25 protein-coding genes are annotated in these 24802 nt (G+C 56.5%); 6 read left to right on the forward strand and 19 right to left on the reverse strand.

Going from position 1 to position 24802, the window contains the following annotated elements; translation table 11 throughout:
• Window positions 1–65: 65 nt before the first annotated feature.
• From proY to phoB, 4 genes are all read right to left on the reverse strand, one after another.
• Window positions 66–1439 carry a proline-specific permease ProY gene (gene proY, locus ACMWL8_RS11080; protein ID WP_045259886.1) on the reverse strand — a complete coding sequence of 458 codons (1374 nt, stop codon included), beginning with the start codon at window positions 1437–1439 and terminating at the stop codon, window positions 66–68.
• Between the two features lie 81 nt (window positions 1440–1520).
• Window positions 1521–2840 carry a branched-chain amino acid transporter carrier protein BrnQ gene (brnQ, locus tag ACMWL8_RS11085; RefSeq protein ID WP_028012134.1) on the reverse strand — a complete coding sequence of 440 codons (1320 nt, stop codon included), beginning with the start codon at window positions 2838–2840 and terminating at the stop codon, window positions 1521–1523.
• Between the two features lie 410 nt (window positions 2841–3250).
• Window positions 3251–4546, reverse strand: a complete 1296-nt coding sequence (gene phoR / locus ACMWL8_RS11090; protein ID WP_045259885.1) for a phosphate regulon sensor histidine kinase PhoR — start codon at window positions 4544–4546, stop codon at window positions 3251–3253.
• Between the two features lie 21 nt (window positions 4547–4567).
• Window positions 4568–5257: a phosphate response regulator transcription factor PhoB gene (phoB, locus tag ACMWL8_RS11095; RefSeq protein ID WP_008503265.1), complete on the reverse strand. Its 690-nt coding sequence runs from the start codon at window positions 5255–5257 to the stop codon at window positions 4568–4570.
• Window positions 5258–5444: 187 nt separating this feature from the next.
• Here phoB and sbcD point away from each other — a divergent pair, with 187 nt between their 5' ends.
• Together sbcD and sbcC are read left to right on the forward strand one after the other, a co-directional pair.
• Entirely contained in the window at window positions 5445–6650 is a 1206-nt protein-coding gene (sbcD, locus tag ACMWL8_RS11100; protein WP_045259884.1) for an exonuclease subunit SbcD, read from the forward strand.
• On the forward strand, window positions 6647–9778 hold the full coding sequence (gene sbcC, locus ACMWL8_RS11105) for an exonuclease subunit SbcC (RefSeq protein WP_045259883.1): 3132 nt from the start codon (window positions 6647–6649) through the stop codon (window positions 9776–9778). The genes sbcD and sbcC overlap by 4 nt, the downstream gene beginning before the upstream one ends.
• 78 nt (window positions 9779–9856) lie before the next feature.
• Here the strand turns inward: sbcC and mak are convergent, their stop codons facing one another.
• Window positions 9857–10762: a fructokinase gene (gene mak / locus ACMWL8_RS11110; protein ID WP_045259882.1), complete on the reverse strand. Its 906-nt coding sequence runs from the start codon at window positions 10760–10762 to the stop codon at window positions 9857–9859.
• A gap of 123 nt (window positions 10763–10885) precedes the next feature.
• On the opposite strand from mak, the gene rdgC reads away from it, so the two are divergent.
• Complete coding sequence (gene rdgC, locus ACMWL8_RS11115; RefSeq protein WP_014882739.1) at window positions 10886–11800, forward strand: recombination-associated protein RdgC; 915 nt, start codon at window positions 10886–10888, stop codon at window positions 11798–11800.
• A 47-nt stretch (window positions 11801–11847) separates the two neighbouring features.
• On the opposite strand, the gene ppnP is transcribed toward rdgC, so the two are convergent.
• The 5 genes from ppnP to ACMWL8_RS11140 all read right to left on the reverse strand — a co-directional run bounded on the left by ppnP (window position 11848) and on the right by ACMWL8_RS11140 (window position 14485).
• A complete protein-coding gene (ppnP, locus tag ACMWL8_RS11120; protein ID WP_008503270.1) occupies window positions 11848–12135 on the reverse strand; it encodes a pyrimidine/purine nucleoside phosphorylase in 288 nt (95 codons plus the stop codon).
• A 71-nt stretch (window positions 12136–12206) separates the two neighbouring features.
• Entirely contained in the window at window positions 12207–12884 is a 678-nt protein-coding gene (locus ACMWL8_RS11125; RefSeq protein ID WP_028012129.1) for an AroM family protein, read from the reverse strand.
• A gap of 237 nt (window positions 12885–13121) precedes the next feature.
• The gene (gene yaiA, locus ACMWL8_RS11130; RefSeq protein ID WP_003859135.1) at window positions 13122–13313 is read right to left on the reverse strand and encodes a protein YaiA; all 192 of its coding nucleotides are present in this window, start codon (window positions 13311–13313) and stop codon (window positions 13122–13124) included.
• A gap of 44 nt (window positions 13314–13357) precedes the next feature.
• On the reverse strand, window positions 13358–13882 hold the full coding sequence (gene aroL / locus ACMWL8_RS11135) for a shikimate kinase AroL (protein ID WP_028012127.1): 525 nt from the start codon (window positions 13880–13882) through the stop codon (window positions 13358–13360).
• A gap of 144 nt (window positions 13883–14026) precedes the next feature.
• Window positions 14027–14485, reverse strand: a complete 459-nt coding sequence (locus ACMWL8_RS11140) for a YaiI/YqxD family protein (RefSeq protein WP_010428006.1) — start codon at window positions 14483–14485, stop codon at window positions 14027–14029.
• A gap of 97 nt (window positions 14486–14582) precedes the next feature.
• Between ACMWL8_RS11140 and proC the strand changes: the two genes are divergently transcribed.
• A complete protein-coding gene (proC, locus tag ACMWL8_RS11145) occupies window positions 14583–15392 on the forward strand; it encodes a pyrroline-5-carboxylate reductase (RefSeq protein ID WP_041911103.1) in 810 nt (269 codons plus the stop codon).
• Between the two features lie 14 nt (window positions 15393–15406).
• On the opposite strand, the gene adrA is transcribed toward proC, so the two are convergent.
• The 5 genes from adrA to ACMWL8_RS11170 form a co-directional block, all read right to left on the reverse strand.
• The gene (gene adrA / locus ACMWL8_RS11150) at window positions 15407–16510 is read right to left on the reverse strand and encodes a diguanylate cyclase AdrA (protein WP_045259881.1); all 1104 of its coding nucleotides are present in this window, start codon (window positions 16508–16510) and stop codon (window positions 15407–15409) included.
• Between the two features lie 102 nt (window positions 16511–16612).
• On the reverse strand, window positions 16613–16933 hold the full coding sequence (gene psiF / locus ACMWL8_RS11155) for a phosphate starvation-inducible protein PsiF (protein WP_041911105.1): 321 nt from the start codon (window positions 16931–16933) through the stop codon (window positions 16613–16615).
• 275 nt (window positions 16934–17208) lie between these two features.
• Complete coding sequence (iraP, locus tag ACMWL8_RS11160; protein ID WP_028012123.1) at window positions 17209–17469, reverse strand: anti-adapter protein IraP; 261 nt, start codon at window positions 17467–17469, stop codon at window positions 17209–17211.
• Between the two features lie 210 nt (window positions 17470–17679).
• A complete protein-coding gene (locus tag ACMWL8_RS11165; RefSeq protein WP_028012122.1) occupies window positions 17680–18894 on the reverse strand; it encodes a multidrug efflux MFS transporter in 1215 nt (404 codons plus the stop codon).
• A gap of 168 nt (window positions 18895–19062) precedes the next feature.
• On the reverse strand, window positions 19063–19746 hold the full coding sequence (locus ACMWL8_RS11170; RefSeq protein WP_028012121.1) for an extensin family protein: 684 nt from the start codon (window positions 19744–19746) through the stop codon (window positions 19063–19065).
• A gap of 103 nt (window positions 19747–19849) precedes the next feature.
• On the opposite strand from ACMWL8_RS11170, the gene ddlA reads away from it, so the two are divergent.
• Window positions 19850–20953: a D-alanine--D-alanine ligase gene (gene ddlA / locus ACMWL8_RS11175; protein ID WP_045259880.1), complete on the forward strand. Its 1104-nt coding sequence runs from the start codon at window positions 19850–19852 to the stop codon at window positions 20951–20953.
• Here ddlA and ACMWL8_RS11180 read toward each other — a convergent pair.
• Entirely contained in the window at window positions 20950–21180 is a 231-nt protein-coding gene (locus ACMWL8_RS11180; RefSeq protein WP_045259879.1) for a DUF2754 domain-containing protein, read from the reverse strand. The genes ddlA and ACMWL8_RS11180 overlap by 4 nt on opposite strands.
• Window positions 21181–21429: 249 nt before the next feature.
• Here ACMWL8_RS11180 and ACMWL8_RS11185 point away from each other — a divergent pair, with 249 nt between their 5' ends.
• Complete coding sequence (locus tag ACMWL8_RS11185; RefSeq protein ID WP_014882725.1) at window positions 21430–21729, forward strand: DUF2755 family protein; 300 nt, start codon at window positions 21430–21432, stop codon at window positions 21727–21729.
• On the opposite strand, the gene ACMWL8_RS11190 is transcribed toward ACMWL8_RS11185, so the two are convergent.
• From ACMWL8_RS11190 to ACMWL8_RS11200, 3 genes are all read right to left on the reverse strand, one after another.
• Window positions 21726–22823: a DUF1615 domain-containing protein gene (locus tag ACMWL8_RS11190; protein WP_045259878.1), complete on the reverse strand. Its 1098-nt coding sequence runs from the start codon at window positions 22821–22823 to the stop codon at window positions 21726–21728. The genes ACMWL8_RS11185 and ACMWL8_RS11190 overlap by 4 nt on opposite strands.
• Window positions 22824–22837: 14 nt before the next feature.
• Window positions 22838–24058, reverse strand: a complete 1221-nt coding sequence (sbmA, locus tag ACMWL8_RS11195; RefSeq protein WP_028012117.1) for a peptide antibiotic transporter SbmA — start codon at window positions 24056–24058, stop codon at window positions 22838–22840.
• 114 nt (window positions 24059–24172) lie between these two features.
• Window positions 24173–24706: an isochorismatase family protein gene (locus tag ACMWL8_RS11200; RefSeq protein WP_045259877.1), complete on the reverse strand. Its 534-nt coding sequence runs from the start codon at window positions 24704–24706 to the stop codon at window positions 24173–24175.
• Between the last annotated feature and the right edge of the window lie 96 nt (window positions 24707–24802).

Consider the following 24802-nt stretch of genomic DNA (forward strand, 5'->3'; position numbering starts at 1 on the left):
TGGGGGAGGAGGACGGGGGAGGAGGCATAAATTCCCTCTCCCGCGAGGGAGAGGGGATAAAAATATTACTGTGCTTCTGCCAATTGACGGTCACGGCGGCACTTAAACACCCAGCCGATCAGCAGCAGAACGATCCACGCACAGCCCACGTACAGGGAAATGCGGGTATCCGGATGGTAGCCAATCAGGCCAATGATAAACACCAGGAAGATCAGCCCGACCACGGTCGTCGCCACCCCGCCCGGCACCTTAAACTTAAGCGCTTTTGCCGCATCCGGCGACAGACGGCGGCGGAAGGCAATCTGCGACAGCAGGATCATGATCCACACCCACACGGTCGCGAAGGTCGCCAGGGACGCAATCACCAGGAAGACGTTCTCCGGCATGATGTAGTTCAGGTAAACCGAGAACAGCAGCGCTACGGTCATCACCACCACCGTCACCCACGGCGTGCCGCGGCGTGAAGTTTTGGCGAACACCTTCGGCGCGCTGCCCTGCTCCGCCATGCCGTGCAGCATGCGGCCCACGCCAAAGACGTCACTGTTGATGGCCGAAAGCGACGCGGTCAGCACCACAAAGTTCAGAATGCTGGCAGCAAAGGCAATGCCCATATGCTGGAAGGTCAGGACAAACGGGCTACCGTTAGTGCCAACCTGGTTCCACGGGTAGATGGACATAATCACGAACAGCGTACCCACGTAGAACACCAGAATACGCATCGGTACCGAGTTGATGGCGCGCGGAATGGATTTCTCCGGATCTTTCGCTTCCCCGGCGGTGATGCCGATAATCTCGATGCCGCCGTAGGCGAACATTACCATCTGTAGCGACATCACCATCCCGAGCCAGCCGTTGCTGAAGAAGCCGCCATTGCTCCAGAGGTTATGGATGCCGGTCGGCTGGCCGCCGTTGCCAATCCCCCAGATGATGATCCCGAATCCCGCCACAATCATGATGATGATGGTCGCGACCTTGAAGAAGGAGAACCAGAACTCCAGCTCGCCGAACACCTTCACGCTCATCAGATTGACGGCGCAAATGAGCAACACCACGCTCAGCACCCAGATCCAGTGCGGCACCGCCGGGAACCAGACGCCCATGTAGATGCCAAACGCCGTTACGTCGGCAATCGCCACAATCAAAATTTCGAAGCAGTAGGTCCAGCCGGTGATAAACCCGGCCAGCGGGCCGAGGTTTTCCTGCGCGTAGCGGGAGAAGGAGCTGGCAGATGGGTTGTGAACCGACATTTCGCCGAGAGCCCGCATGATGATATACGCCGCCACGCCGCCGATGATATAGGCCAGCAGAACGCTTGGACCGGCCATTTTGATGGCATCTGCCGAGCCATAAAAAAGACCGGTGCCGATAGCAGAGCCCAGCGCCATAAAGCGGATGTGGCGCGTGCTCAATCCACGTTTAAGTTTGTTAGTGCTTTCCATTTAAATCTTGCCATTCAACACGAAAAAAACAAAAAACCACGGGGCCTTAAGCCCCGTGGTTAAACAGTTTGTTGCCGTTGATTAATGAGCGTTCGATGTGACCTGACGCCCTGCAGCACGGTCCCAGATAACCGCCAGAACCAGTGCAACAACGGTAGGCATCAGCCAGGCCAGGCCCTGCTCGGACAGCGGCAGACGCTGTGTCCAGGCTGGCAGAATTTCAGCGAACGCTGATGCTTTAATCCCGTCAAGGATACCAAAAATCAGGCTGATAAACATGGCTGGCGCAATAATTCGTGAGGAGTTATGCCACCACGGACGGGTGAAGCTCAGCACCACCAGCACGATGCACGGCGGATAGATCGCCGTCAGCACCGGAATAGAGACCTGAATCAGGTGGCTCAGACCGAGGTTAGACACCGCCATGGAGAAGATACCGAGAATAAACACCAGGGTACGGTAAGAGAGCGGCAGATACTGCGCAAAGAACTCTGCGCAGGCGCAGGTCAGGCCAACCGCTGTTACCAGACACGCCAGGAAGATCAGCGCCGCCAGCAGCATGCTGCCCGCCCCACCGAAGGTGTGCTGAACGTAAGCGTGCAGGATAGCCGCACCGTTCGCGTTCTGATCAACCAGCATCGCGCTGTCAGAGCCCAGGCGGAACAGCGCCAGATACAGCAGCGTCAGGCCCACACCGGCCATCAGGCCAGCCCAGATGGTATAACGGGTCAGCAAACGCGCTTCGGTCACGCCGCGGGAACGCGCGGCGTTAACGATAACGATACCAAACACCATCGCGCCCAGCGTATCCATCGTCAGGTAGCCGTTCACAAAGCCGTTAGAGAACGCGGCGTTTTTATAGGCATCCATCGCGTCGCTAATCGGGCCGGCTGGCCAGATGATGGCCGCCACGGCCAGCACGATCAGCGCTACAATTTTCAGCGGCGCCAGGAAGTTACCTACCGTGTCCAGCAGCTTGCCCGGATAGAGGGAAACCAGAATCACGATGGCGAAATAAATCAGGCTGTAGATGAACAGCGGCATCGCGCCGTCGCCGGTCAGCGGGGCGATGCCCACTTCGAAGGAAACAGTCGCGGTACGCGGGGTGGCAAACAGCGGACCAACGGCCAGATAGCAGACGGTAGCCAGCAGAACGCCAGCCACTTTGCCAATCGGGGTGCTAAGGCTATCCACGCCGCCACCGACTTTCGCCAGTGCGATAACGGTCAGTACCGGCAGGCCCACGGCAGTAATCAGGAAACCAAACGCGGCGGTCCAGACGTGTTCACCCGCCTGTAAGCCAACCATTGGAGGGAAAATGATGTTGCCTGCGCCAACGAACAGCGCAAATGTCATAAAGCCCAGCGCGATAATGTCACGCGATTTTAAGTGATGGGTCATAAAACCTTACTGCCTGTGGATGTGGTGTTGAAAACGTTGAGATTTTTCGATTTCCCTGACGGGACGATACAGCCGAAAATTTGCTCAATTTCAGCGGGAAATGCTCCCGTCCTGGCGTGGAGAAGAATAGTTTTTCGATTTACCACGCAAATACAGTCGGTCTGACAGTATCTGGGGGGCAATTTAAACGCTTATAACGTTTAAAGGCAAGGAGGGATCGCAAAACCAGAACAATATGCCAGTATGAAAACGCGCACCAGAACAATGCGCTAATTATAGGAAAAACCCATGGCTAATCATGCGAACAAAAAACAGCCAACCGTATAAAATTCACACGCGTTTCGCTTGACTGCAAAGCAAACGGGCCAGCGATGGCTGACCCGTGGAAAGGTAAAATGACACGCCTGCCGTCAGGCGCTCTTTTTGGCAATTAATCGTTCCGGGATAACGAAACTAAAGCGGGTTCCCTTACCCAGGGTACTCTGGATATCAAGACGGCTTTCATGGTGATTCACCGCGTGTTTCACAATCGCCAGCCCCAGGCCGCTCCCCCCCGTCTGCCGCGATCGCGCTTTATCCACCCGGTAGAAGCGCTCGGTCAGGCGCGGAATATGCTCCGGGGCGATCCCCGGCCCGTTATCCTCAACGCTAAACTCGGCGCCTGCCGGCGTTTGCTGCCAGCGCACCACGATATCCGTTCCTTCCGGCGTATGGTTTACCGCGTTGTACACCAGGTTGGAGATGGCGCTACGCAGTTCATCCTCGCTGCCCAGCACCTTCAGCGTGTTGTCGACGTCAAAGGTCAGCTGATGTTTTTTATGGCTTAACGTCTGCGCTTCACGCTCGACGACGCGCAGCATCATTGGCACATCAATGGTGTCATTCAGCGCAAGAGAAGGCGCCGCTTCAATCTTTGACAGCGTCAGCAGCTGCTTCACCAGCCCTTCCATACGGTGCGTTTGCTCGCGCATCGTATGCAGCGCTTTTTCACGCGGCGCGCCTTCCAGGGTTTGCTCCTGCATCATCTCCAGGTAGCCCTGCAGCACGGTCAACGGGGTGCGTAGTTCGTGGCTGACGTTGGCGAAGAAGTTACGACGCGCCCCTTCCAGCTGGTGCATCTGGGTCACGTCGCGCGCCACCATCAGCCACTGGCGATCGCTGTAGGGCATCACGCGGATTTCCAGATGGCGACCGTTATTCAGCTTCAGATTGTGGGGACGGGTGAAATCACGCTTTTTCAGGTACAGCGTAAACTCGGGATAACGCAGAAGGTTGAGGATGTTCTGACCATTATCATCCGGCCAGCGTAGGCCCAGCAGCTGCTGCGCCAGGCCGTTACACCAGAAGATCGTCCCTTCTTCGGTCGTCAGAATAACGGCATCGGGCAGCGACTCTGCACCGCTGCGAAAGCGTTTGATCAGGCTTCCCAGCTCGCGGCGACGCTTTTTATTACGCATCTGCATCTGGTGCAGGCCGTACAGCAGCGGCTCCCAGCTGCCGCTTCCCGGCGGCGGGGTCATACTGCGGTCCACCCACAGCCACCAGGAGAGACGCAGCAGGTTCCAGAAATGCCAGGCTAACAGCCCGGTGACCGCCGCCAGCAGAAACCACGGCAGATGCCCAAGTAAGGCCCCCAGAAGAAGGGCCGGAATACAGCATAAGATTAGTTCAAAGACGAGCCTTTTCCATGACAGACGTTCCAGCACGCGTCACACTCCTGTCATTATTCAGAAACGGGTCGAGAAACGATAACCCGTGCCGCGGACCGTCTGTACCATGCGATCGTGGCCGCTCAGTTCCAGCGCTTTTCGCAGGCGGCGAATATGTACGTCAACCGTCCGGTCTTCGACATACACGTTAGTTCCCCAGACGTTATTCAGCAACTGCTCGCGGCTGTAAACGCGTTCCGGATGGGTCATAAAGAAGTGCAGGAGTTTAAATTCGGTAGGCCCCATGTCGAGGGGATTTTCGCCGGTCATCACGCGGTGTGACGTTGGGTCAAGGCTGAGGCCCTGCATCTCGATCACCTCTTCGACCGCCATCGGGGAAATACGGCGCATGACGGCCTTAATGCGGGCAACCAGCTCTTTCGGGGAGAAAGGCTTGGTAATGTAATCGTCCGCGCCGGTCTCCAGACCGCGCACGCGATCCTCTTCCTCTCCGCGCGCCGTGAGCATCACCACCGGGATGTCGCGGGTCAGCGCTTCACGCTTCAGATGTTTGATAAACTGCAGTCCGGAGCCGCCGGGCAACATCCAGTCAAGCAGAATCAGATCGGGCCAGGGTTCATTCAGCTGGTTCACCGCGCTGTCATAATCTTCCGCTTCAACCGGCTGGAAGCCATTTTGTTCGAGCACGAAGCACACCATTTCACGAATTGGAGCTTCATCTTCTACGACCAGAATACGTCTCGCCATACTTTGCCCTGTCTTATCTTATTTAAGTTACAAGTTTGTAATGCGGCGCCATTATGCGTCAGATTTATGACAGATTTATGAAAAACAGTACCACTATAAATGGCAAACTGTTGTTTTATTACAGCGGTTATTTTCCTCACCCTGACAGTTTATAATCGCCCGCATCGTTTTTCGCCACGGATCTCCTATGCGCATACTTCACACCTCGGACTGGCATCTGGGTCAAAATTTTTACAGCAAAAGCCGTGCGGCTGAACATGAAGCGTTCCTGAACTGGCTTCTGGAAACGGCCCAGGCGCACGAGGTGGATGCCATTATTGTGGCGGGTGACATCTTTGATACCGGTTCGCCGCCGAGCTATGCGCGTGAACTGTATAACCGCTTCGTGGTGAACCTGCAGCAGAACGGCTGTCATCTGGTGATTGTCGCCGGTAACCATGACTCCGTCGCCACGCTCAATGAATCCCGCGACATCCTGGCGTTTCTCAATACCACCGTGGTCGCCAGCGCCGGGCACGCGCCGCAGATCCTGAAAAAACGCGACGGGTCGCCGGGCGCGGTACTGTGTCCGATTCCCTTTTTACGTCCGCGCGACATCGTGCAAAGCCAGGCGGGACTGTCGGGCGCGGAAAAGCAGCAGCATTTATTGCAGGCCATCACCGACTACTATCACCAGCAGCACGCGGAAGCCTGTGCCCTGCGCGGTGAACAGGCCATTCCGGTCATTGCCACCGGGCACCTCACCACCGTCGGGGCCAGCAAAAGTGACGCGGTCCGCGAGATCTATATCGGTACGCTGGACGCCTTTCCGGCGCAAAACTTCCCGCCCGCGGACTACATCGCGCTCGGGCACATTCACCGCGCCCAGGTCATCGGCGGCTGCGAGCATATCCGCTACTGTGGCTCCCCTATTTCGCTCAGCTTCGATGAAACCGGAAAAGCCAAATCCGTGCATCTGGTGAGCTTTGATGAGGGCAAACTCAGCGCCGTCGAGACGCTGGAAGTGCCGGTCACCCAGCCGCTGGCGGTGCTGAAGGGCGATCTGGCTGCCATCACCGCCCAGCTTGAGCAGTGGCGCGGCGCTGAGCTTAACCCGCCCGTCTGGCTGGATATTGAAATCACCACCGATGACTACCTGCACGATATGCAGCGGAAAATTCAGGCGCTGACCGAAGAGTTGCCGGTTGAGGTGCTGCTGGTGCGCCGCAGCCGCGAGCAGCGCGAGAAAATTCTGCTCGGCGCCCAGCGCGAAACGCTTAGCGAACTGCGCGTTGAAGAGGTGTTCGAGCGCCGACTGTCGCAGGAAGAGATCGATGATGCGAAACGCGTCAGGCTCAACGAGCTGTTCAGCCATACTCTGCACGTCCTCAATGACGAGGAAGAAAACGCATGAAAATTCTGAGCCTGCGCCTGAAAAATCTCAACTCCCTCAAGGGCGAGTGGAAAATTGACTTCACCGCGGAGCCTTTTGCCAGCAACGGCCTGTTTGCCATTACTGGCGCAACCGGCGCGGGTAAAACCACCCTGCTCGATGCCATCTGCCTGGCGCTCTACCACGAAACCCCGCGCCTGAATAAGGTCTCTCAGGCGCAAAACGATCTGATGACGCGCGATACCGCCGAGTGCCTGGCGGAAGTGGAGTTTGAGGTGAAAGGCGTTGCCTATCGCGCATTCTGGAGTCAGAACCGGGCGCGCAACCAGCCGGACGGGAACTTGCAGGCACCGCGCGTGGAGCTGGCCCGCTGCGAGGATGGCAAGATTCTGGCCGATAAGGTGTCGGATAAACTGGAGCAAACCGCGGCGCTCACCGGGCTGGACTACGGCCGTTTTACCCGCTCAATGCTGCTCTCGCAGGGGCAGTTTGCGGCCTTCCTCAATGCCAAACCGGCCGACCGCGCAGAACTGCTGGAAGAACTCACCGGCACCGAAATCTACGGCCAGATTTCCGCGATGGTGTTTGAGAAACACAAAGCCGCCCGCAGCGTGCTGGAAAAATGCGAGGCGCAGGCGGCGGGTGTCGTGCTGCTCAGCGAAGAACAACAGCAGCAGTTGCAGCAAAGTTTGCAGGCACTTACTGACGAAGAGAAAACCCTGCTGGCCCAGCAGCAAAGCCAACAGAAAGATTTTCAGTGGCTTACGCGTCATGACGAGCTCGTGCGGGAGCAGCAGCGCGTTGCCGCCCTGCAGCAGCAGGCGCAACAGGCGCAGGCGAACGCGGCGCCGGAACTGGCAAAACTCCAGCTTGCCCAGCCCGCCGCCCAGCTTCGTCCGCTCTGGGAGCATCAGCAGGAGCAAACCGCACGTCTGACGCAAACCCAGCAGCGAATTAACGAAGTAAATACTCGCTTACAGACCAAAACCGCACTGCGCGCGCGGATCCGCAATACCGCCCTGCGTACCCATGAGCGGCTACAGGCCGAACTGACGGCGCTGGGACAGTGGCTGGCGGAGAATGAGCGTTATCGCCTGCTGGGCCAGGAAATTGCCGGCTGGCGCGCCCAGTTCTCACAGCTAAACCGTGACAAAAGTCAGCTCGTCGCGCTTGCTGCGCGGATGACTGAGCTACGTCAGAAGCTGGCTGAGATGCCGGAAAATACGCTGACGCTGACGGCGGATGAGGTCAGCGCGGCCATGGAGCAGCAGTCCCGGTCCCGCACGCTGCGCCAGCAGCTGACGTCGCTGCATGCCCGCTATCAGCCGCTGCAAAAGCGCCTGAGCCAGAACGGTGAAAGCGTGCAGAAAGCCCAGGCGGAGCAGAGCAAGCTCAATGAAACCCTGTCGCTGCGCCGCCAGCAGTACAAAGAGAAACACCAGCACTATCTGGACCTGAAAGCCCTGTGCGAACGCGAAGCGACGATTAAAAATCTGGAAAGCTATCGCTCACGGCTTGAGGCAGGCAAACCCTGCCCGCTGTGCGGCTCCCACGAGCATCCTGCCGTGGAGACCTACCGGTCGCTTGAGCTGACGGATAACCAGCGTCGCCGTGATGCGCTCGAAAAAGAGGTCGCCGCGCTTAAAGAGGAAGGCCTGCTGGTGCTGGGACAGGTTAATGCCCTGGCTCAACAGATCCAGCGTGAGACAGACGAAGCGCAGACGCTTTCTCAGGAAGAGCAAGCGCTCACTAAAGCATGGCTGGAGGCGTGCGCGTCTTTGAATATCGCATTGAATATTCAGGAGGATATCGCGCCATGGCTGAACGAGCAGGAACACTACGAGCGCCAGCTTTATCAGCTCAGCCAGCGTCTGACCCTGCAAAACCAGCTGAACGAGCAGGAAGCGCAGGAACGCCAGTATCAGCAGCAGCGCACCGCAACGCGCCAGGCGCTGGAACATACTCTTCTCGCGCTCTCGCTTAGCGTTCCCGAAGAGGGCAATGAGGCCGACTGGCTGCACGCCCGCGAAGCGGAATTTGCCCACTGGCAGGAGAAGCATACGCAGCACGGCGTGCTTCAGGAACGCATGAGCGCGCTGAAGCCGCTGCTCGACACGCTTCCGGCAACACACGGCGAAGAGGCTGAGCCGGCTATTCCTGATGACTGGCGCGACATCCACAATGAATGCGTGTCGCTGCAAAGCCAGCTCGCCGCCCTGCAGCAGCAGGAGTCGCTGGAGCGCGAGCGCCTGCAGCAATCGCAGACGCAGTTCACCGCGGCGCTCTCCGCAAGCTGTTTTGCCGATCGGGATGCGTTCCTTGCCGCGCTGCTGGATGACGATGCTATTCGCCGCCTCGAACAGCTGAAACAGTCGCTGGAAAACCAGATACAGCAGGCCGCGGCCCTTTCCGGCCAGGCTAATCAGCAGCTGCAGGCGCACCTTGCGCTGCGCCCGGAAGAACTTGACGCGGATGCGTCTACCCTGCAAAGCCAGCTGCAGCAGCTGGCGCAACGGCTTCGTGAGAACACCACGCATCAGGGCGAGATCCGCCAGCAGCTTAAGCAGGACAGCGATAACCGCCAGCATCAGCAGGCGTTAATGCTGCAAATTGAAGAGGCCGCGCGCCAGGCCGACGACTGGGGCTATCTCAACGCGCTGATCGGCTCCAGCTCCGGCGACAAATTCCGCAAGTTCGCTCAGGGGCTGACGCTGGATAATCTGGTCTGGCTCGCAAACCAGCAGCTTAACCGCCTGCACGGCCGTTATCTCCTACAGCGTAAGGCCAGCGAGGCGCTGGAGCTGGAAGTGGTCGACACCTGGCAGGCCGATGCGGTGCGTGATACGCGCACGCTCTCCGGCGGCGAGAGCTTCCTGGTCAGCCTTGCGCTGGCGTTAGCGCTTTCTGACCTGGTCAGTCACAAAACGCGGATTGATTCCCTGTTCCTGGATGAGGGATTCGGCACGCTCGACAGTGAAACGCTGGATACCGCGCTGGATGCGCTCGACGCGCTGAACGCCACCGGGAAAACCATCGGGGTGATTAGCCACGTCGAGGCGATGAAAGAGCGCATTCCGGTGCAGATCAAGGTGAAGAAGATCAACGGACTGGGGTATAGCAGGCTGGACAGGGAGTTTGCGGTGGGGTGAGTGTTGGGTCGATTCGGTCTGGTGCCCTCTCCCTGGCCCTAAACATCAAAAACGGCAACGCAAGTTGCCGTTTTGCGTTTATTCCGGCCATAACCACGCCGCGCCGCGCACGCCGCTGGAGTCGCCGTGGACGGCTTTGCGGATCGGGGTTTCGCACTCGCCGCCGAAGACCCACTGTTTCACCAGATTTGGTACCGTGGCGTACAGCCGATCAACGTTGCTCATGCCACCGCCGAGCACAATCACGTCCGGATCGAGAATATTCACTACGTGCGCCAGCGATTTCGCCAGACGCATTTCGTAGCGGCTAAGCGCCAGTTCGGCCACCGGATCCTGTTCTTCCACCAAACGCATAATCTCGTTCCCCTTGAGCGGCTGGCCGCTCAGGCGGTGGTAGTCGGTTGCAAAACCGGTGCCGGAGATAAAGGTCTCGATACAGCCCTGCTTGCCGCAGTAGCACGGCACCTCGGCGCGGTATTTGAGTTCATCTTCATCCATCCACGGCAGCGGGTTGTGCCCCCACTCACCCGCCGTGCCGTTGCCGCCGATATGTGAACGTCCGCCAAAGGCCACGCCCGCGCCGCAGCCGGTACCGATAATCACCGCAAACACGGTCTGCGCTCCTGCGGCTGCACCATCAACGGCCTCTGAGACCGCCAGGCAGTTAGCGTCATTCGCCAGACGCACTTCCCGGTTCAGACGCTGGCTCAAATCCTTATCAAACGGCTGACCGTTGAGCCAGGTAGAGTTGGCATTTTTCACCACACCCGTATAAGGCGAAATGGAGCCAGGGATCCCCATCCCGACCGTGCCCCTCTCGCCCGTCGCCTGCTCGGCCATATCAACCAGCCGGGCAATCGTCTCGATCGTCTGGTGATAATCATCGCGCGGCGTCGGCAGACGGTGGCGGAACAGCTGTTCCCCCTGCTCGCTTAATGCGATGACTTCTGTTTTGGTGCCGCCCAAATCAATCCCAATACGCACAAGACTCTCCTCATTATTTTGATTATCAACAGAGTAGAAGCACGCTTCCCGATTAGCAATGCAAGCGATGCGACAATTCGTTATCATGCCCGCTGATTTAACGACAAGGCCGTGGAAATTATCATGCTGTGGTTCAAAAATTTGATGGTTTACCGTCTCAGCCGCGACGTTTCGCTGCGCGCAGAAGAGATGGAAAAACAGTTAGCCGCTTATAGCTTTTCCCCTTGCGGTAGCCAGGATATGGCGAAAACCGGTTGGGTTCCGCCAATGGGTTCGCAAAGCGATGCACTGACCCACGCCAGCAGCACGGGTCAAATCATCGTCTGCGCCCGCAAAGAAGAGAAAATTCTGCCCACGCCGGTGGTTAAGCAGGCGCTTGAAGCAAAAATTTTCAAGCTGGAAGCCGAGCAGGGCCGCAAGCTGAAGAAAACCGAAAAAGACTCGCTGAAAGATGAAGTGCTGCACTCTCTGCTGCCGCGCGCCTTCAGCCGCTTCAGCCAGACGATGATGTGGATCGATACCGTTAATGGGCTGATCATGGTGGACTGCGCCAGCGCCAAAAAAGCGGAAGATACGCTGGCCCTGCTGCGTAAAAGCATCGGCTCTTTACCGGTCGTACCGCTGGCGCTGGAAACGCCGATTGAGCTGACCCTGACCGAGTGGGTCCGCAGCGGTACCGCGGCGCAAGGTTTCCAGATCCTGGACGAAGCCGAGCTGAAAGCCCTGCTGGAAGATGGCGGCGTGATCCGCGCGAAAAAGCAGGATCTGGTGAGCGACGAGATCGCCGTACACATTGAAGCGGGCAAAGTGGTCACCAAACTGGCGCTCGACTGGCAGCAGCGCATTCAGTTCGTGATGTGCGACGACGGTTCCGTGAAGCGTCTGAAGTTCTGCGACGAGCTGCGCGATCAAAACGAAGATATCGACCGGGAAGATTACGCCCAGCGCTTTGACGCGGACTTTATCCTGATGACCGGCGAACTGGCCGCGTTAATTCAGAATCTGGTGGAAGGTCTCGGCGGCGAAGCGCAGAGATAATTTCCCCTCCCCCTGATCCTCTCCCCAAAGGGGGAGAGGGAAGACGATTATTTCAGGTAGCGGCACAGATAAGAGGTCGGTTCAGCGACCTGCAAATGAAATTCGCTGTGGCCAGGGACGTTGAAAACTTGTCCGGCAGCGTAAACTTTCCATTCCGTTTCACCCGGCAGTAAGACGTTCAGCGCGCCGCTGACCACCGTCATCTCTTCCGCTTCCGCCGTGCCAAAGGTGTATTCCCCTTCAGCCATAACGCCCACACTGGCGCGGCCAGTGCTGCTGCTGGTAAAACCGATGGATTTCACTTTACCGGAAAAGTATTCGTTACTTTGAAGCATGAACTGGCCCTTATATTCAGAGATAAAAATTCACTATAGGGGCCATGCTCATCACCTGTCACGCAAAATCATTACGTCAGAAGTTCTGAGGCCAGGCGAGCCATCAGAACGTTGGATAACAGCACCGGCACGTCCAGCGCCTTTTGCAGTAAATCCCGGTGATGCTGGTGAAAACCAAGACAGTCCAGAATCAATACATCCGCCCCTCTCTCCAGCAGCTCCTTCCCGGCAGCAATGAGTTTAGCCTCGCTGTCCCAGAAGGGGTTTGCCAGCGCATACAGGGGCGTTTTTTCGAGCACGTGCCACTTTGCTTCCTGGTTATCCATAAGCTCCTCGATGGGCACAATGACCCCCACCTGATGCCCGTCAACAATGGAGGCTACCAGCGGAGGAATAATGCGCATCGGCTCAAGCAAAATCGCATTGCGCGCGATGAGCCCCTTAATGGGGGCGGTGCTCATCAGCAAAATAACGTCATATTGCTGATTATCGAGTACTTCTATTACTGCCTGCAGCGAACGCTCAATTTTCTGCCGAGAAACATGCGCCAGTTTACCGTCGCTTAATAACGTCGCCAGGGGATCCTCCCCCGCCTCTACAGCGTAGTCTTCCATGACCTCTTCCCGGCTCATCTTACCCAGCAGGCTGAGATGCGTGATCTGTTGTTCAGATACATGCTCGGTTAAGAGCGGTAACACTTCGCTTACAGGGACCACACCAATGGTGAGGATCGCCAACGTTGCCTTCATCTTCTTCGCCTTCCATCACTACAAAAACGTAAACACAGGTACAGGCTCTCTACGCTGCACAGTTCGTTTTTTCAACAAAACAGCACCAAGCGTAGCAGGCGATCTCTGCCCCGAAATGTAAAGATCGCCTGCTGGTAACGGAGCTACCTGTAATAACTAAATATTAACTCCTGCTTAACATTTGCGATGAGTAAAAAGTGTGATTCAGGCACGGTATTGGAGCGTTTAGGAAAACATTCACGACTTTTCGGGATCTTCGTAGCGCCGCTTGGCATCCAGCGCTTCCTGTTCAGTCTCATGTTCACTGATCAGCGAGTCCGGTTTGGGGTGATCGGCACGCAGCTGGTACCAGGTGACGGTCTGGTCGCCATTGCCTTTTTCAACGGTAACAATACGTGCTTCGCGCGGATAGGGAGGTCTGGTTGGCATAGCTCATCCTTTTTTTATGTCTGAGCTATCAGTATAGACGGCGGTTAGCTGGCACACGCCAGACGCAGGGCGGTAATAATCTGAATTACCACATCTTCCGGGGCCGCAGAGGCATCTACGACATGGTGTGCCGCTTCACGGTAGAGGGCATCACGCTCGGCCAGCACTTCGCTCACCTCTTCGCTGAGTGGTCGTGACGTCAGCGCCGGGCGTTGTCCCTCTTCAGGAAATGCTTCAAGTCGCCCTACCAGAGCCGCCACCGGCGCGCAGAGATAGATCACAATGCCTTTTTCGCGCATAAAGTGACGATTACATTCGGCCAGAACAATACCGCCTCCCGTCGCAATGACGGCTGACGGCGTGGTTACCGCTTTCAGCGCGGCCGTTTCGCGGGCGCGAAAGCTTTCCCATCCCTCTTGCTCCACGATGTCTGCGATGGTTTTGCCGGCCTCGGTCTGCAGCCAGTGGTCGGTATCAACAAACTGACGATGACATGCGCGTGCCAGTTCCACGCCAACGGTGGTTTTCCCACAGCCGCGGGGGCCAACTAAAAAGATGGGTTGGGTCATAGCCAGGTGTTCCCCTTGATGCCGAATGGCTGAAGAGTGTAAAGAAATAATTGCAGAAGATGTGTCGATTACTTTACTGCAAAGCGGTACGGGATGACAACCCTGTGGAGGCCACACTGTACCACATATTGACAATAATTATCATTACGCCGTACGGCGCTTCACTTCCAGCAGCCATTTATCCAGTTCGGCAGCAAACTGCTGGCGATCGCGCTGGGACAGGCTGTCCGGTCCACCGGTCTGCACGCCGCTGGCCCGCATCGTATCCATAAAATCACGCATAGTGAGTTTTTCCCGGATGGTTGAAGGCGAATAACGCTCGCCGCGCGGATTGAGCGCCGCCGCCCCTTTCTCCAGCACTTCCGCCGCCAGCGGAATATCGGCGGTGATGACCAGATCTTCCGCGCTGCACAGACGAACAATTTCATTATCTGCCACGTCGAACCCGGCCGGCACGCGGAGGGAGCGAATGAACCGCGAAGGCGGGACGCGAATATTCTGGTTCGCCACCAGCGTCAGCGGCATCTGCACGCGCTCGGCGGCGCGGAATAAAATCTCTTTAATCACATTCGGACACGCGTCCGCATCAACCCAAATCGCCATGTTGTCTCCCCATAATGACTCTGCCGACTATTGTCGCCTGCATTTCGTTGTTAAGCTATCAATCAGAGAAAACAACGCATAATGACGGAGAATCATGATGGACAAGAAAATCGGGTTTATCGGCTGCGGTAACATGGGCAAAGCCATCCTGGGCGGCCTGATCGCCAGCGGGCAGGTTCTGCCGGGTCAGATTTGGGTTTATACCCCGTCACCGGATAACGTCGCCGCATTGCGCGATCAATACGGGATCAACGCCGCCGAAAGCGCGCAGGAGGTGGCCCAGGTTGCCGATATCGTCTTTGGTGCCGTTAAGCCGAACATCATGATCAAAGTGTTAAGCGACATCACCTCCAGCCTGAATAAAGAGACGCTGGTCGTGTCGATTGCCGCAGGCGTGACGCTCGATCAGCTGGCGCGCGCGCTGGGCCACGATCGTAAAATCGTCCGCGCGATGCCGAATACCCCCTCACTGGTCAACGCCGGTATGACCTCCGTCACCCCTAACGCGCTGGTGACTTCAGAAGAGGTGGCGGACGTGCTGAACATTTTCCGCTGCTTCGGCGAGGCGGAAGTGATTGCGGAATCCATGATCCATCCAGTGGTCGGCGTGAGCGGTTCAGCCCCCGCGTACGTTTTCATGTTTTTAGAAGCGATGGCGGACGCCGCCGTGCTTGGCGGTATGCCGCGCGCGCAGGCGTATAAATTCGCCGCGCAGGCAGTGATGGGCTCCGCCAAAATGGTGCTGGAGACCGGTAAACACCCGGGTGAACTGAAGGATATGGTCTGCTCCCCGGCCGGTACCACCATCGAAGCGGTGCGGGTGCTGGAAGAACGCGGGTTCCGTTCTGCGGTTATCGAAGCGATGGCAAAATGCATGGAAAAGTCAGAGAAGCTGAGTAAATCCTGATGTCTGGCCGGGCGTCAGGCGGCCACTTCGGTGCGGCCGCGCCCGGCATTTTTCGCCTTATACAGCGCCACATCTGCCGCCTTCAGCCATTCCCGATAGTGTACAAACTGCGGCCCCCAGGGGGCCACGCCCACGCTGATGCGCAGACGCTCCTTCGGCGCACACGGTAACGACAGCGTCTCCAGCCGCGCGTGAACCCGCGACATGACGGCGATGGCGCTTTCAGCGGCCGTCTGGGACATAATCACCGCGAACTCATCCCCGCCAAACCGGCCTATCGCATCGCCTGACCGTACCGACATCTGAAGCTGGCGGGTAATGGCCACGATGGCCTTGTCGCCTGCGTCGTGCCCCCAGGTATCGTTGATGTTTTTAAAGTGGTCGATATCAATCAGCAATATCGTGGCGGTGCAGTGGCTCCGGCGACAGTGCTCAAATTCATTACGCAGCAGCATTTCCCAATGTCGGCGGTTAAAGACCCCGGTCATACCGTCACGGGTGCTCATCATTTCCAGCCGCCGCTTATGTTCCGCCAGCCTGACGGCCGTTCGATGGCTAAGCCAGGCAAACAGCATGGGATAAAGCATAAGGACAGGAAGCGTTAAGCCCCACTCCAGCGCCCCCGGATTAAAGGGCAGCGCTCTGCCAGCAAGCGGTAACGTAAGCAGCGCAGTAAGCAGGGTGAGCACGATCCCCGCGATAAAAAGGCGGCAGCCGCCAGAGCCCATCATATTCATCCCCACCATCATCACCAGCGCCGCAGTGGGTAATACATACATCCCCATCACGCCGATCCAGACCCCGGCTATAACGGCATCCATCTTGAGGTTAAAAATTTCCTGCTGATGAGGTGAAGCGGCGCGGCAGGATAACTGCCAGGCAAAGTGCGGCCAGATGAATGCCCACCCCACCAGCAACAACCACCAGCCGCCGGGTAAAAAATGGCTGACCAGAATTTCCGCCACCGGGACAAACATCGCCGCCAGCCCGACAACGCGCGCCAGCCGGGCTCGCCTGGCAAACTGGATGCCGGTACGGTGAGGGTCATCCTGAGAAAGGGTTAAACTCCACTCTTCCCGAATGCGCTTTTTGTAGTAATAAATGTCATCATTCATCATTTTTGGGAATATTCTGAAACATTTTCCCAAATTATAGAGAGGGGGACTGCGGGGAAAGTATGAAATTTCGGGTGAGCCGCCGGAGCCGCTCACCCGTTAGAACTACACTTTTTTCTTCAGGCAGGCACTCATGAACTTGCTGCGATCGTCGCCCTTGAGGGACTGTTCGGTTGCTTTCGCATTACACTCGCGCATTTTTTGCTGCTGCGGCGTCAGGCTTTTTTCGCCGGGTTTCGCGGCGCCGTTTTTCAGGCAGTCGCTCATGTAGGTTTTACGTGCATCCCCCTTCAGACTCTGGGACGTCGCCTGTTGATTACAGGTGGTCATGCGTTGCTGTTGCGGCGTTAATGTTTTTTCTTCCGCGTTCGCCGAGGAGATCAGGAACAGGCCGGAGAGCAGAGTAACCAGTAATGTTGTTTTCATTGCACCATCCTTTTGTGAACATTCCCTGTAAGTCTGGTTCGTGACAGGAAAAAAACCACCCGGCAGATGTGATTTCGGCCGGGAATTTATCATTTCAGTTCCAGCGCGCAGGAATTGACGGTATCAGCATAACTGGCAGAGGTAATTAACAGGGAATGTAACGCGCTAAAAAGCGCGCTCTGTTTCAATTTATTTTCTTCATGTACAAATACAAAAATAAAACAGAGCGACTCCAGGCATCCTGCATGACAATCCTATGACATGTCAGTAACGGCTTAACTGCGCGGATGCCTCAACAGCTTCTTTACGTATTGCTGCAGCAACTCGGCATCTTCTGGCGGAACCTGCGTATCGGGCCGCGCCTTATCCAGCGCTCCTTCAATGCTTTCAATTAACGCCTGCTGATCCGATGTTGCCATCTGCCGCAGCAGCGCGGTGACAACTATTTCCAGCGCTTCGACCTGGGCGACCAGCTCTTTCGACTCCTCTTCCTTTTGTGCAAGCTTAACCAGCAACTCAGCAATGAGATTTTTCATCGTGCTATTTCCTTATGGGATTTCCTCTGAAATTAACACCAGGAATGAAATATGCAAAGCGGAGAAAAGTATTATCTTATGCAAAAGTGACATTGCCGCCAAATTAGCGCAGCGATCTTTTCAGCGAAACGTTTTCCTATAAAAAAACGCCGCATTTTGTTATATAAAAATGCGGCTACCATAAGAATATATAATACATCTGCGAAAAGATTATTTCGCTGATTTCGCCTCCGCTAATTGCCTGCGGCGACGCAGGGCAATAGCCAGCTGGATAATATTGATTAAAACGACAATCGCCGTCGCGGCAAATACCCAGCGAAAACCCGCCATTGCAGAAACGGACGCACCAATAAGCGGACCGGCGACGTTGCCTAAATACATAAACGACTGGTTATAGCCAAAAATACGCCCCGTGACTTGGTCGCTGGAATATTTGACCAGCAATGTCTGTACGGCGGGCAACATAGCGCCATCCGCAAAGCCGAGTAAAAACCGCAGCACGCCCAGCTGAAGCGGAGAGGTAACAAACGACATGGCGAAAAAGAGCACCACCGCAAATATCAGCGTCGCCATCAGGATGCGCGCCGTGCCGATCCTGTCGCCCAGTTTTCCCAGACGCGGGGCAGAGATCAGCGCGGAGACGCCCGGCACGGCGGCAATCATGCCGCTGAGAAAGGCGATATTGTTGCTGTCCGGCTCCATCGACTTGATAAACAGCGCCAGAATCGGGCCGACCGAACCGTTGCAGAGCTGGATCACCATGGTGGTGACAAACAGGCTAATCACAAGTCCCGGGTATGGCAGCGAGGCGAAGACGGCCTTGCCGCTCAGGCGCTCAGATTTACTGATAACGGGGCGGCCCCCCTCTTTGATAAGAAAGAGCGTAACCAGAAAGCTGATCACCAGCAGGATTGCGGTGATGATGAATACCGCGCGCAGACCGACATGGTCAGCCAAAAAGCCTCCCAGCAGCGGGCCGCCGATAACGCCGCTGATCTGGGCAGTGGAGAGCGTACTCAGCGCCCAGCCGCTGCGCTCGCGCGGCACCTGAGAGGCAACCAGCGCCATGGCGTTGGGAATATACCCAGACGTCAGCCCCATCACCGCCCGCAGGAAAAACAGCTGCCAGACGTTGGTGGCGAAGGCCTGGAGCAGAATAGCAATCGCCATCCCGAGGGAGGCGCGCAGCAGCATCAGCTTGCGCCCTTTCCGATCCGCCAGGCTGCCCCACATCGGTGACACAATGGCGGAGACCAGAAACGTGACGCTGAACGTCAGCCCGGACCACATGGACAGCGCTTCGTGGGAGCTGACCCCCAGCTGTGACACGTACAGCGGCAGGAACGGCAGGATCTGGCTGATGGCAAGCCCGGTGAAGAAGCAGCCGAACCAGACCGAGATGAGATTAACTTTCCAGGATTCCATACAGAAATAGTCTTCATTTTTAGGCGAATTCGCCGTCAGATTAGCAAGTTACGCGTCTTAACGTCGCACCAGAGATGCGGCCTCGCTGACTTTGGTGTTTTATCTTCCCAGTCATCATATTTGTGAAATAAGTCACAATTCATCCATTTTCTGGCGGAAGATTATGCTTCAGCGGCAGAGACCAAAGCCGCGCATTCCCAGATGAAAATGGCTGGCGTGCGCCGCGTTATATTCCGGCCCAAGACCGTTTCCGTAGTAACCGCAGCTTGCCGCCAGCAGAGCCTTCAGCCAGGGCTGCGTTTTTGCCGATTTCCAGCCGTTAAGTACCGTAACGCGCTCTCCGTTCGCCAGCCGAAAAGCGGCGATATCCAGCGCCTCTGCCGTGGCATGCTCGCTGCGCCGCGCATCGGGCCGGTGGTAGATATTGCGGCAGGCAAAGCTGCCGAGGTGCTCAATGCGCGTCAGTTCACTGCCGGTAAAGCGTTTAGTCAGGGGCCGGGCCTGCTGGCTGACAAACAGGGCTGAGCTGAGCGCCAGCGGACAGCTGGCAAGAAAACTGCCGTTCAGGCTCACCGGGCCAAAGTCACGCACGCGCACGACGTTGTTCAGCGGGCATTCCCCGCCGCTGTCAGCGACCGCCTGGGTGCGGATCAGTTTTTTTTGATTAGCCTGCGCTAACAGGCTCGCGCAGGCTTCGGGCGTTAAGTGCCGCAGCTTATACTGGGTAATGCGGCCAGGCGGGTCGTCCAGGTTCAGCGGCGTGAAAGGGTTGTAGTAAGACGGCAGCCAGCGATAGCCCGCCGTTGCGATTGCCCCAAGGATGAAAATGGTCAGCAGCGTTTTTCCTTTCACTCTCCCCCCTCACTGTTCCCCAAAACATTATGGCAGAAGGCCGCGAAACCCGCAGGGCATCGTGGTATGTTATTGGCTTTTCGTCAGACTGGAAGAGAGTGAGATGGCAAAGCAGCGCGTAGGTATTGTCTTTGGGGGAAAATCAGCGGAGCACGAGGTGTCATTGCAATCGGCTAAAAATATCGTCGATGCGATCGATAAAAGCCGTTTCGACGTGGTGCTGTTGGGCATTGATAAACAGGGCCAGTGGCATGTTAACGATGCCAGCCAGTATCTGCTGAATGCCCACGATCCGGCACACATCGCCCTTAATCCTTCGGAAATTAGCGTCGCCACCGTACCCGGTGTCGTGAAGGGTCAGCTCATCGACGCCGGCAACGCGCAGGCTCTCGCCCAGATCGACGTGGTCTTCCCCATCGTGCACGGCACCCTCGGCGAAGACGGTTCCCTGCAGGGAATGTTACGCATGGCCAACCTGCCGTTTGTGGGCTCGGACGTGCTGGGCTCCGCCGCCTGCATGGACAAAGACGTCACCAAACGCCTGCTGCGCGATGCCGGGCTGAATATCGCGCCGTTCGTGACGCTCACCCGCGCCAACCGCGACAAACACAGCTTCGCGCAAATTAGCGCTGAACTGGGTCTGCCGCTGTTTGTGAAGCCAGCCAACCAGGGCTCCTCCGTGGGCGTCAGCAAAGTCACCACCGAAACAGAGTTCACGCAAGCCGTCCGTCTGGCATTCGAGTTCGACCATAAAGTGGTGGTTGAGCAGGGGATCAAAGGCCGCGAAATTGAGTGCGCGGTGCTGGGCAACGATTTCCCACAGGCCAGCACCTGCGGTGAAGTGGTCTTAAACAGCGACTTCTACTCGTACGACACCAAATACATTGATGATAAAGGCGCCCAGGTTGTTGTTCCTGCGGATATCGATCCGGCCATTAACGATAAGATCCGGGCGATCGCCATTCAGGCCTATCAGACGCTCGGCTGCAGCGGCATGGCGCGCGTGGACGTGTTCCTGACGACGCCGGAGAACGAGGTGGTGATCAATGAAATCAACACGCTGCCGGGTTTCACCAATATCAGCATGTATCCAAAACTGTGGCAGGCCAGCGGGCTTGGCTACTCTGAGCTGATCACCCGCCTGATCGAGCTGGCGCTGGAGCGTCATGCCGCCGACAGCGCCCTGAAAAGTTCCGTTAACGGCTAATCGGTACCCTTAGCCGTCTCCTCCGCTGTCGTCTCTTCCGGACGGCGGCGGATTATCAGCCCTGCCAGCCAGAAACTGATTACCCAGGTCACCAGGCCCACGGCATAGGTTTGCCAGCCTTTCGCTTCAAATCCCAACAGCCCCACGACGCCGTTAAGAATAAAGATCAGCCCGATAGCAAAGGCGTAGTAGTGCCAGTCACGGCGAAGTTTGGACGTGAGCTTCATAACAACTCCGGCAGGAAAAAAAGACATCCTCTCACAGTTTCACCGCCAGGTCTGTGGCAGATGCGGAAATTCTGAAATGCGGTGCAGTTTCATTTAAGTTAACAAATTGTGACATGCTGCAGAAATCAACAATCCAGGAGAAATCCTGAGCGAAAATTACCACGATTCTGATATTGACAAATGCGATGACCTGTCAAACTCACCCCGTAAGACGCGTATTAAAACAGAGTGATATTTCGGGAGGTCAACATGGCTGACTTTACATTGTCGAAACCGATTTTTGGCGGCAAACCAAAAACCTCCACGGCGGGTAATATCGCGTATGCCCTGTTTGTCCTGTTCTGCTTCTGGGCTGGCTCCCAGCTGCTTAATATGCTGGTGCACGCGCCGGGCGTTTATGAACACCTGATGCAGGTGCAGGATAACGGACGCCCGCGGGTTGAAATCGGGTTTGGCGTGAGCACGCTGTTTGGCCTCGTTCCCTTCCTCGCGGGGTGTATGATTTTAGGCGTTGTCGCGCTCGTCCTGCGCTTTCGTCGTCGCCATTAAAGCCCCATACAGCGAGCCCGGCGATCGTCCACGCGTTTTGCGAACCATGCGGTGGTCAGGTTACGCGTGATCTTCGGGCTTTCCAGCTGAATCCCCGGCAGAATTGCCCTCGGCAACGTTTTCCCACTCTTCTTATCGGCAAGCGCAAACACTTTCTTGTAGAGATCCGTTTTCTCAAATGCCAGGCTGTCGCCTTTCTCAAGCTGACGGCGAATGTCGCTGTTGCTCATATCAAGCGTTGTCGATAATTTCCGGATCGCCCGCTCGGTGCTTCCCGCCTCGCTGCTGCCGTAGGCGATAAGATCGCCGTCCAGCGCCAGCTTGACGCCGCTTGCGCGGCTAACCGCGCTCTGAAACGCCGCGTTACGGCTGGCATACCAGCCCGCGTTAAAGTCTGCAAAGCGGTACAAGGGCTCGCTGTAGTTCGCCGGATAGTTCAGCAGATGATACGTGCCGAACCACAGCCCGCCGCGCAGGGAGAAGACCTCCTGACGCACCGTACCGTCAATTTCCCACGGGTAGCCGTCGGTATGCTTCTCGGCAAACGCAATGCTCACCTGCATCGGGCCGCCGGTGTGAACCGGGTTCAGTGAGCCAAACAGTTTCTGCCCCATCGGCACCATGTTAATGAAATCATCAAAGATGGCGCTGAGCTGTTTTTCGGTTTTCACCGTGTCCAGCCGCTCGCTGTAGCTTTTGCCGTTTGGCGAAGTGATTTTCAGCGCGGTATGCACGAGGAATACCGGGATATGCATCGATTCCGCGCGGCGGTCGATCTCTTTCCAGGCAATTTTGTTGAGACCCGGCACCACCGGGTCTGACTGGTACATCGACTCCTGCTGCGCCACCGCCAGCACCGAGCAGATATTCTCCTCGGTTGGGGCAATCTTCTGGCTTTCAAAGGTTTTTGCCAGCGCATCCGCCCACGCATTGCGATCCTTCACACTGGCGGGCATTTTTTGCCGCACAACGCTTGCGACATCCACGGGCTTCTCGCCCTTTTTAAGCGGAGCAGCCCCTTTTTCGGCACAGCCCGCCAGAACGAGGGCAGCCAGCAAGGACAGCGGTAACGCACGCGGTACGGCAAAAGACATAGCAACTCCCTGTATTAGCTAAATGTGTTGGTGACTTCCTGCAGGTCCCGATCGTCCAGCTCATGTTCAAAGCTGCGCAGACGTTTGTAGATGGACATCAGTTCCACCAGCGTGGTCCAGGAGTTGATCAGATACTGGAACGAGTTTCTGACCTGATCGAACACGTTGGTAATCTGGGTCAGTAAGCCCAGCGTGATTGTTCCCGCAACAATAGACGGGAACAACAGGAATAGTCCAAAAACAGTATCGACCTGCAGATAGAAAATACGGGCAATATTGAAATACATGTAGTGGAAATAGAGCCGGAAATAGTTGAAACGGACGTTGCGGAACAGCTCTTTTATCGTCGGGGGCGCAGCGCGCGTTGGGTCGTCCTCTCCGTAGACCAGCTCTTTACGATAGGCCGCTTCCACACGCTGATTCTTAAACTCTAAGCCCGGCAGCTTAATCCCGACGACGGCAAGCAGGCCTGTGCCCATAAGCGACCAAATCAGCGCCGGGATGAGCAGGCCGTACGGTAAATGTCCGACAATCGGCAATGCTGAAATATGCGGAGAAAGCGCGACCAGAATCGGTAAGAACGCAAACAGTTTCAGGATGGCATTAAGCAGGCTGACGCCCATATCCTCAAGCGTTGACGCAAAACGCATGGTGTCTTCCTGAACACGCTGAGCAGCACCTTCAATATGGCGCAGACGCTCCCAGTGAGTCATGTAGAATTCGTTCATCGCCGTACGCCAGCGGAAGACGTAATGGCTGACGAAGAAATTATTCAGCACCGCCACGGTGACAGCGATCATCGCAATGCCCATAAAAATTTTTAACTGATTATAAAGCTCGCCAATTGGCACCCTGTTAGGGGCGCTAAGCGCTTTCTGGATGAGATCGTAGAACGGGGCATACCACGCGTTAATGGCTACGCTCACTTCGACCAGAAACCAGGTGACAAAAATAATCAGCGACGTTCCGAGAATGGACCATGTCTGCCAGCGATGAGGGGAATAATTAAACCAGAAAAGCGCAAACAGCCCGACGCAAAGCGCGTAATAGGCATAAAACAGCAGATAGCTGAACGACCAGAAGCGCGCCGCGCTAATCGGCACCTCGCCTGTCGCCCCCACGATGCGCGTCAGCCATGCACCGCCGCCCGCCAGCCAGAACACGACTGCGATCAGTGCCCAAATAAATGCCGACAGGAAAAAAGGCCCCGGCTTTGGGAAAAAAGACTTAAACATGATACTTCCTTCTTGTTGTTATGGTTGTTGCTGTGCTCAACACATTACCACACGAATACCTTGCCCGAGCCGGACCCCGGCTCGGGCAAAAAGGTGAGACCCGTGGGTTGATTATTAGTTCGCTTTCCAGTTTTCGAGAATTGTTTCGGTGCGTTTCACCGCGACAGGGTTCGCTGGCGCAATGAAGTTTCGCCAGACGTCGTTGTGGTGGTGAATCAGGATCTGTGCTTCGGCAGCCGGGCGGTTGGCGGTGGTGTGGGCATCTTCCGCCACGGTAATGTGGTAACCCCGGCTGACGCCATTCTTGACCGTGGCGTCAACGCAGTAATCGGTGGCGCAGCCGCAGATGACAAACTCGCGAATGCCCTGCTCGCGTAACAGCGCCTCAAGCCCGGTGTTATAGAAGGCATCGCAGGCGGTTTTGGTCACGCACAGCGCGCCAGCAGGTTGATGGAGTTCAGGCAGCAACGCAAACCCGTCACTTCCCTCTTCCAGCCCCCCGGCCTCGGCATGCTGAATAAAAATCACCGTGTCGGCAGCCTGCGTAAGCTGGTTGATCAGAGAGACACACGTCTCGCGCTGATGACGCGGGGTTTCAAACACCCCGTTCTGCATATCAACCACCATTACCACACGCTTTTCAGACATACCGTTCTCCGCAAGATTGAGTAACACTGGTGCCTATCATAAGCCCGATGTCACAAAATGGGAGAGCGCTCGCAGGGAAATTCTTCATATTTACCC

It is taken from the genome of Enterobacter sp. 04-C-12-SI-ECC (assembly GCF_047530715.1).
Lineage (GTDB): Bacteria > Pseudomonadota > Gammaproteobacteria > Enterobacterales > Enterobacteriaceae > Enterobacter > Enterobacter bugandensis.

Excerpts from the sequence above, each read along its gene's own strand:
- proY (WP_045259886.1), bottom strand. The coding sequence starts at position 1,439 with ATGGAAAGCACTAACAAACTTAAACGTGGATTGAGCACGCGCCACATC.
- brnQ (WP_028012134.1), bottom strand. The coding sequence starts at position 2,840 with ATGACCCATCACTTAAAATCGCGTGACATTATCGCGCTGGGCTTTATG.
- phoB (WP_008503265.1), bottom strand. The coding sequence starts at position 5,257 with ATGGCGAGACGTATTCTGGTCGTAGAAGATGAAGCTCCAATTCGTGAA.
- sbcD (WP_045259884.1), top strand. The coding sequence starts at position 5,445 with ATGCGCATACTTCACACCTCGGACTGGCATCTGGGTCAAAATTTTTAC.
- sbcC (WP_045259883.1), top strand. The coding sequence starts at position 6,647 with ATGAAAATTCTGAGCCTGCGCCTGAAAAATCTCAACTCCCTCAAGGGC.
- rdgC (WP_014882739.1), top strand. The coding sequence starts at position 10,886 with ATGCTGTGGTTCAAAAATTTGATGGTTTACCGTCTCAGCCGCGACGTT.
- ppnP (WP_008503270.1), bottom strand. The coding sequence starts at position 12,135 with ATGCTTCAAAGTAACGAATACTTTTCCGGTAAAGTGAAATCCATCGGT.
- ACMWL8_RS11125 (WP_028012129.1), bottom strand. The coding sequence starts at position 12,884 with ATGAAGGCAACGTTGGCGATCCTCACCATTGGTGTGGTCCCTGTAAGC.
- yaiA (WP_003859135.1), bottom strand. The coding sequence starts at position 13,313 with ATGCCAACCAGACCTCCCTATCCGCGCGAAGCACGTATTGTTACCGTT.
- aroL (WP_028012127.1), bottom strand. The coding sequence starts at position 13,882 with ATGACCCAACCCATCTTTTTAGTTGGCCCCCGCGGCTGTGGGAAAACC.
- ACMWL8_RS11140 (WP_010428006.1), bottom strand. The coding sequence starts at position 14,485 with ATGGCGATTTGGGTTGATGCGGACGCGTGTCCGAATGTGATTAAAGAG.
- proC (WP_041911103.1), top strand. The coding sequence starts at position 14,583 with ATGGACAAGAAAATCGGGTTTATCGGCTGCGGTAACATGGGCAAAGCC.
- adrA (WP_045259881.1), bottom strand. The coding sequence starts at position 16,510 with ATGATGAATGATGACATTTATTACTACAAAAAGCGCATTCGGGAAGAG.
- psiF (WP_041911105.1), bottom strand. The coding sequence starts at position 16,933 with ATGAAAACAACATTACTGGTTACTCTGCTCTCCGGCCTGTTCCTGATC.
- iraP (WP_028012123.1), bottom strand. The coding sequence starts at position 17,469 with ATGAAAAATCTCATTGCTGAGTTGCTGGTTAAGCTTGCACAAAAGGAA.
- ACMWL8_RS11165 (WP_028012122.1), bottom strand. The coding sequence starts at position 18,894 with ATGGAATCCTGGAAAGTTAATCTCATCTCGGTCTGGTTCGGCTGCTTC.
- ddlA (WP_045259880.1), top strand. The coding sequence starts at position 19,850 with ATGGCAAAGCAGCGCGTAGGTATTGTCTTTGGGGGAAAATCAGCGGAG.
- ACMWL8_RS11180 (WP_045259879.1), bottom strand. The coding sequence starts at position 21,180 with ATGAAGCTCACGTCCAAACTTCGCCGTGACTGGCACTACTACGCCTTT.
- ACMWL8_RS11185 (WP_014882725.1), top strand. The coding sequence starts at position 21,430 with ATGGCTGACTTTACATTGTCGAAACCGATTTTTGGCGGCAAACCAAAA.
- ACMWL8_RS11190 (WP_045259878.1), bottom strand. The coding sequence starts at position 22,823 with ATGTCTTTTGCCGTACCGCGTGCGTTACCGCTGTCCTTGCTGGCTGCC.
- sbmA (WP_028012117.1), bottom strand. The coding sequence starts at position 24,058 with ATGTTTAAGTCTTTTTTCCCAAAGCCGGGGCCTTTTTTCCTGTCGGCA.
- ACMWL8_RS11200 (WP_045259877.1), bottom strand. The coding sequence starts at position 24,706 with ATGTCTGAAAAGCGTGTGGTAATGGTGGTTGATATGCAGAACGGGGTG.